A 6,148-nucleotide genomic window follows, 5' to 3' on the forward strand; every position below is an offset into this window, starting at 1 on the left:
GGGCGGCGCTGGCGCAGGGCGCGGGCCGGGCGGCGGCGCTTCCTTCTTCTTTTCCTCGGACGGGGCCGGCGCTGGGCCGCCCTGCACCGCCTGCGCGAGCAGCATCGGCGCGGACGCGCTTTCGGCCGCCGCGGGATGACCGATCAGCGACCCGAGCGTCAGCGCCGTGGTCGCGAGCAGTGCAACATTCAACTTCGTCATCAACAGACCCTCAATGGAGCAGGCGGATGTCGCGCGACGCAGTCGAACGGTGATCCGCCGTGTTCCGATCAACGACAAGGCGTGAGGCTCAATTGTGGCAGCCGGCTTCAGCCGAGGAGAAATAATTCCACCGCGTTCGAGCGTCGAACGCGGCGGTATTCATCACCAGTTCAGGACCGGGATAAGCAATACGGCGACAGACGTCGTGTTGGTACGCGACGTACTAACACGCGCGCCGTGACGACCTGACTCTCAGCGATCGCCGAGTTCATGCCACGCCGGGATTGGGAGCTCCCGGCCCGGGCGGCGACCGCAACGGCACTTCATCCGGCGTCTGCCCGGGTAGTTCGTTCGGCTGCGGCGGTCCGCCCGGCTCCTCGATCGGCGGCGGGATGTCGGGATTGGGATTGCCGGGAGGCTGCTCCAGCGGCGGCTCGGTCGGCGTGCCGGGCGTGCTCGGCGGCACCTCCGGCGGCGGCGTCGACGGACCCGGATCGTTCGGCACCTCTTGGGGTTCGCCGGGCGACATCTAGATTGCCACCTTGGCGTTGTCGCCGAGGTCGGGCCGGCCACCAGTCGCGGCGGCGACCATCATCTTGGCGTAGCTCACCAGCGTTCCGGGCGAGTCCCAATACTCGGCTTCCTCGGGTGTTACTTTAAGAACGCGGATATTCGGATCATCCGGGCTGTCCCACCACGCCTTGGCTTCGGTGCCGAACAGTTCCTTGATCTTGGCGCGATCGTCGCTGATCGCCGCATAGCCGGTAACCGAGACGTATTTTTGCGCGCTGGCGTTGGCGAAGCCGAGATTGACGTGATGATCGTTGGCGATCTCCTCGTCCTTGTGCCGGCGCACGTCGGTCAGAAAGTAGATCGCCTCTTCCTCGGGACGCACATAGGCGGCCATCGGCCGGGAGCGGATCTTTTCGCCGTCGCGCGTCGCCAGCATCGCGAAGGTGATCTTCTTCATCAGATCCCAGGCGTGCTGCGCATTGCCCTCGTTCCTCGTCACCGCCATGTCGCTCTCCCGTGTTCGTCAGCGGCGATAACGATCGCTTTGCGACGATGTTCCGATGAGGGCAAGGCAATGAGGCTGCGCCGTCATGGCGAGGAGCACAGCGACGCCGCAATCCATGCTCGGTGCACGCGCTTCTGTATTGCGCTTCGCTCGCAATGACGGGGTGAGATCGGTAGTCAAAACAAAACGGCCGGGCGAAAGCCCGGCCGTTGGTATCAGCACCGAGTTGCGCGCTTCAGATCTGGCGTTCGACCAGCTTGAGCTTGAGATTGGCGATCGCTTCCGACGGGTTGAGACCCTTCGGGCACGCCTTGGCGCAGTTCATGATGGTGTGGCAGCGATAGATCCGGAACGGATCTTCGAGGTTGTCGAGGCGCTCGCCGGTGGCCTCGTCGCGGCTGTCTTCGACCCAGCGGGTCGCCTGCAGCAGCGCGGCCGGGCCGAGGAAGCGGTCCGAGTTCCACCAGTAGCTCGGGCACGAGGTCGAGCAGCAGGCGCACAGGATGCATTCGTACAGGCCATCGAGCTTCTCGCGATCGGAGTGGCTCTGCCGCCATTCCTTCTGCGGGGTCGGCGTCACGGTCTGCAGCCAGGGCTGGATCGAGGCGTACTGCGCGTAGAAATTGGTGAGGTCGGGGACCAGATCCTTGACCACCGGCTGGTGCGGCAGCGGCGACACCTTCACCGCGTCGTCGCGCACGTCGTCCATCGCCTTGGTGCAGGCCAGCGTGTTCTCGCCGTCGATGTTCATCGCGCACGAGCCGCACACGCCTTCGCGGCAGGAGCGACGGAAGGTCAGGGTCGGATCGATGTTGTTCTTGATCCAGATCAGGCCGTCGAGAACCATCGGGCCGCAGTCGTGCTTGTCGACGTAGTACGTGTCGACGCTGGGGTTCTTGCCGTCGTCCGGATTCCAACGGTAGACGCGGAACTCACGAACCTCGGTCGCGCCTTCCGGCTTCGGCCAGGTCTTGCCGCCGACAATCTTCGAATTCTTCGGAAGTGCGAATTCAACCATCTCGTCTCACCCTCTCGTCATTCCGGGGCGCGCGAAGCGCGAACCCGGAATCTCGGTCCGTCGGTGCCGCTCGGGATTCCGGGTTCGTGCGCGTTCCGCGCACGCCCCGGAATGACGGGGCATGTCAGCGTAGTCGTCTCAATACACCCGCGGCTTCGGCGGGATGTACTGGACGTCGTTTGTCATCGTGTAGTCGTGCACCGGCCGGTAATCGATCGTCACGTCGCCCTTGTCACCGATCCAGGCCAGCGTGTGCTTCATCCAGGCGGCGTCGTCGCGGTCCGGGAAGTCCTCGCGGGCGTGAGCGCCGCGGCTCTCGGTGCGGTTGGCGGCCGAGTTCATCGTCACCACCGCCTGGACGATCAGATTGTCGAATTCCAGGGTCTCGACCAGATCCGAATTCCACACCAGCGAGCGATCCGACACGCCGACGTCGCCGACGCTGCCGTAGACGTTGGCGATCAGCTCCTTGCCCTCGGCGAGCACTTCGCCGGTGCGGAACACCGCGCAGTTGTTCTGCATCACGTGCTGCATCCGCTCGCGCAGCTTGGCAGTCGGAGTGCCGCCCTTGGCGTAGCGATACTTGTCGAGGCGCCCCAGCGACATCTCGGCCGAGTCCGCGGGCAGCTCCGGCTGCTTGCCGTTCGGCACCAGCTTCTCGGCGCAGCGCAGCGCCGCGGCGCGGCCGAACACCACGAGGTCGATCAGCGAGTTGGAGCCGAGGCGGTTGGCGCCGTGCACCGACACGCAGGCGGCTTCGCCGATCGCCATCAGGCCCGGCACCACCGCGTTGTCGTCGCCATCCTTCTTGGTGACGACCTCGCCGTGGAAGTTGGTCGGGATGCCGCCCATGTTGTAGTGCACGGTCGGCAGGATCGGGATCGGCTCGCGGGTGACGTCGACGCCGGCGAAGATCCGTGCCGATTCCGAGATGCCCGGCAGTCGTTCGTGCAGCACTTCCGGCGCCAGATGGTCGAGGTGCAGGAAGATGTGGTCCTTCTTCTTGCCGACGCCGCGACCTTCGCGCATTTCGATGGTCATCGCCCGCGAAACCACGTCGCGCGAGGCGAGATCCTTGGCGGACGGCGCATAGCGCTCCATGAAGCGCTCGCCCTCGGAATTGACCAGATAGCCGCCCTCACCGCGGGCGCCTTCGGTCACCAGACAGCCCGAGCCGTAGATGCCGGTCGGGTGGAACTGGACGAACTCCATGTCCTGCAGCGGCAGGCCGGCGCGCAGCGCCATCGCACCGCCGTCGCCGGTGCAGGTGTGCGCCGAGGTGCAGGAGGCGTAGGCGCGGCCGTAGCCGCCGGTGGCGAGAATCGTGGTCTGCGCCTTGAAGCGGTGGATGGTGCCGTCGTCGAGCTTCAGCGCCACGACGCCGCGGCAGCAGCCCTGATCGTCCATGATCAGGTCGATGGCGAAGAACTCGATGTAGAACTCCGCCGAATGCCGCAGCGCCTGGCCGTACATCGTGTGCAGCATGGCGTGGCCGGTGCGGTCGGCAGCCGCGCAGGTGCGCTGCGCCTGGCCCTTGCCGAAATCCATCGTCATGCCGCCGAACGGGCGCTGATAGATCTTGCCGTCCTCGGTGCGCGAGAACGGCACGCCCCAATGCTCGAGCTCGTACACGGCTTCCGGCGCGTTGCGGACCATGTATTCGATGGAGTCCTGGTCGCCGAGCCAGTCCGACCCCTTGACGGTGTCGTACATGTGCCAGCGCCAGTCGTCCTTGTGCATGTTGCCGAGCGAGGCCGAGATGCCGCCTTGCGCCGCCACGGTGTGCGACCGGGTCGGGAACACCTTGGTGATGCAGGCGGTGCGCAGTCCCGCCTCGCTGCAGCCGACCACCGCGCGCAGGCCAGCGCCGCCGGCGCCAACCACCACGACGTCGTAGGTGTGGTCCTCGATCGGATAGGCGGTACCGCCCGCCGCCGCAGCGCCGTTGCCGCTCACCGCCATGCCTTAAACTCCGGATGCCATTTTGAAGATCGCAAAGATCGCGGCGAGCGCCACGGCGATCGAGAAGAAGTTGTTGGCCATCACCGTGACCAGCTTGAGCTTTTCGTTCTGGATATAGTCTTCGATCACCACCTGCATGCCGATCTTCATGTGGATCGCAGAGGCGATGATGAACAGGATCATGACCAGCGCGATCAGCGGCGAGCCGAGGATCTGGGCGGCGGCGGCCTGATTGCGGCCGAGCAGCATCATGATCACCACGATGGTCGGCAGGATCAGCAGCGTCATCGCCACGCCGGTGATGCGCTGGCGCCAGAAATCCGAGGTTCCGGAACCGGCGGGGCCGAATTTGCGCACCTTGCCGATCGGGGTCCGCATCGAGGTCGGCTTGCGCGCGCCGTGCGCGTCGCCGCTCATCGCGCCACCCCCATCGAGTAGGCGATCACCCAGAGCAGCACCGTCAGTACGATGCCGCCGATCAGTGCCGCCCAGGTCAGCCATTCGCGGTCGGCGGTCTTGAAGCCGTAGCCGAGGTCCCAGACGAAATGCCGTACGCCGCTGAGCAGATGGTGCATCAGCGCCCAGGTGTAGCCGAACACGATGAGCCGGCCGATCCAGCTCCCGGTAAAGGCCTGGACGTTGGCATAGGCCGCCGGGCCGGCGGCGCAGGCGATCAGCCACCATGCCAGCAACAGGGTTCCGGAATACAGGGCAATGCCGGTGGCGCGATGAACGATGGACATCGTCATCGTCAGGCTCCAGCGGTAAGCCTGCATGTGGGGCGAAAGTGGTCGTTCGATCCTGGCGGTCATCGGCTCAATCGGTTGGCGGCGAGCGGACAGGGCCCCGGGGAGAGGCTCGCGAAGGTGCCTCTATTTACGAAGCCCGTTCAATCAGCGCAACGATGAAATGACATTGACAGAAGTTGAATTCATTTCTTGAAGTCCCGTCGATGCAAATCCTTGCGAGCCATCCCCGGCGACCGGGGCGGGTTCGGCGCTGAAGTTCGATTCACAACCAGCGGACCCTGTCCGCCGGCTGTCGCCAAGACCGGCGGTGCCGGCTTGGTGCGAACTGGACGAATTCTGATCGACAACCCGCGGCGCGACTTTCGCGACTTTTGGCAGCGTGCGACAGTTTGGCCGGCCTCGCCAGTATTTTTGATTCCGCAGTCCACCACCGCACTGTTGCAATGAGTCACGACCATCATCACCACCACCACGGGCCGGGCGCGGTTCACGACGTCGGCGGTCACAGTCACGTGCCGAAGGATTTCGGCCGGGCTTTCGCGATCGGCATCGCGCTCAACGTCGGCTTCGTGATCGCCGAGGCGGCATTCGGTTACTTCAGCAACTCGATGGCGCTGATCGCCGACGCCGGCCACAATCTATCCGACGTCGCCGGGCTGGTGGTGGCGTGGATCGCCGCCGGGCTGTCGAAGCGTCCGCCGTCGGCGCGCTATACCTACGGCCTGCGCGGCTCCTCGATCCTGGCGGCGCTGTTCAACGCGATCTTTCTGCTGCTCGCAGTCGGCGCGATCGGTTGGGAGGCGATCGTAAGGCTGTTCGCACCCGAGCCGGTCGCAGGTACTACGGTGATGATCGTCGCCGGGATCGGCATCGTCATCAATGCCGCCACCGCCTGGTTGTTCGCGTCCGGCCGCCACAGCGATCTCAACATCCGCGGCGCTTACTTGCATATGGCGGCGGATGCCGCGGTGTCGGCCGCCGTGGTGGTGGCCGGCGTGATCATCCTGGTTACCGGCTGGTACTGGATTGATCCGGCTGTGAGCCTGCTGGTCGCCGTGGTGATCGTGTGGGGCACCTGGGGGCTGCTCCGCGACTCCACCGCGCTGTCGCTCGCCGCGGTGCCGCGCGGCATCGATCCGGCGGCGGTACGCACCTTCCTGTCGAAGCTCCCCGGCGTGACGCAGGTTCACGACCTGCATA

Annotated in this window: 7 protein-coding genes and 1 pseudogene; 1 reads left to right on the forward strand and 7 read right to left on the reverse strand. The window is 65.5% G+C overall.

Annotation, left to right across the window (positions count from 1 at the left end):
• The 7 genes and pseudogenes from DU475_RS22805 to sdhC form a co-directional block, all read right to left on the reverse strand.
• Positions 1-201: pseudogene (locus DU475_RS22805) on the reverse strand (OmpA family protein); the annotation flags it as partial.
• A 268-nt stretch (positions 202-469) separates the two neighbouring features.
• Positions 470-730 carry a hypothetical protein gene (locus tag DU475_RS22810; RefSeq protein WP_013500260.1) on the reverse strand — a complete coding sequence of 87 codons (261 nt, stop codon included), beginning with the start codon at positions 728-730 and terminating at the stop codon, positions 470-472.
• Entirely contained in the window at positions 731-1,219 is a 489-nt protein-coding gene (locus DU475_RS22815) for a pyridoxamine 5'-phosphate oxidase family protein (protein WP_013500259.1), read from the reverse strand.
• 235 nt (positions 1,220-1,454) lie between these two features.
• A complete protein-coding gene (locus DU475_RS22820) occupies positions 1,455-2,237 on the reverse strand; it encodes a succinate dehydrogenase iron-sulfur subunit (protein WP_013500258.1) in 783 nt (260 codons plus the stop codon).
• A 138-nt stretch (positions 2,238-2,375) separates the two neighbouring features.
• A complete protein-coding gene (sdhA, locus tag DU475_RS22825; RefSeq protein WP_164633414.1) occupies positions 2,376-4,199 on the reverse strand; it encodes a succinate dehydrogenase flavoprotein subunit in 1,824 nt (607 codons plus the stop codon).
• 3 nt (positions 4,200-4,202) lie between these two features.
• A complete protein-coding gene (sdhD, locus tag DU475_RS22830; protein ID WP_013500256.1) occupies positions 4,203-4,616 on the reverse strand; it encodes a succinate dehydrogenase, hydrophobic membrane anchor protein in 414 nt (137 codons plus the stop codon).
• Entirely contained in the window at positions 4,613-5,011 is a 399-nt protein-coding gene (gene sdhC, locus DU475_RS22835) for a succinate dehydrogenase, cytochrome b556 subunit (protein ID WP_013500255.1), read from the reverse strand. The genes sdhD and sdhC overlap by 4 nt, the downstream gene beginning before the upstream one ends.
• 380 nt (positions 5,012-5,391) lie before the next feature.
• Here sdhC and DU475_RS22840 point away from each other — a divergent pair.
• The coding region (locus DU475_RS22840) for a cation diffusion facilitator family transporter (protein ID WP_164633415.1) at positions 5,392-6,148 on the forward strand (757 nt) is incomplete at its 3' end.

Origin of the sequence: Rhodopseudomonas sp. WA056, from assembly GCF_010906995.1 — a bacterium.
GTDB classification, from domain to species: domain Bacteria; phylum Pseudomonadota; class Alphaproteobacteria; order Rhizobiales; family Xanthobacteraceae; genus Rhodopseudomonas; species Rhodopseudomonas palustris_G.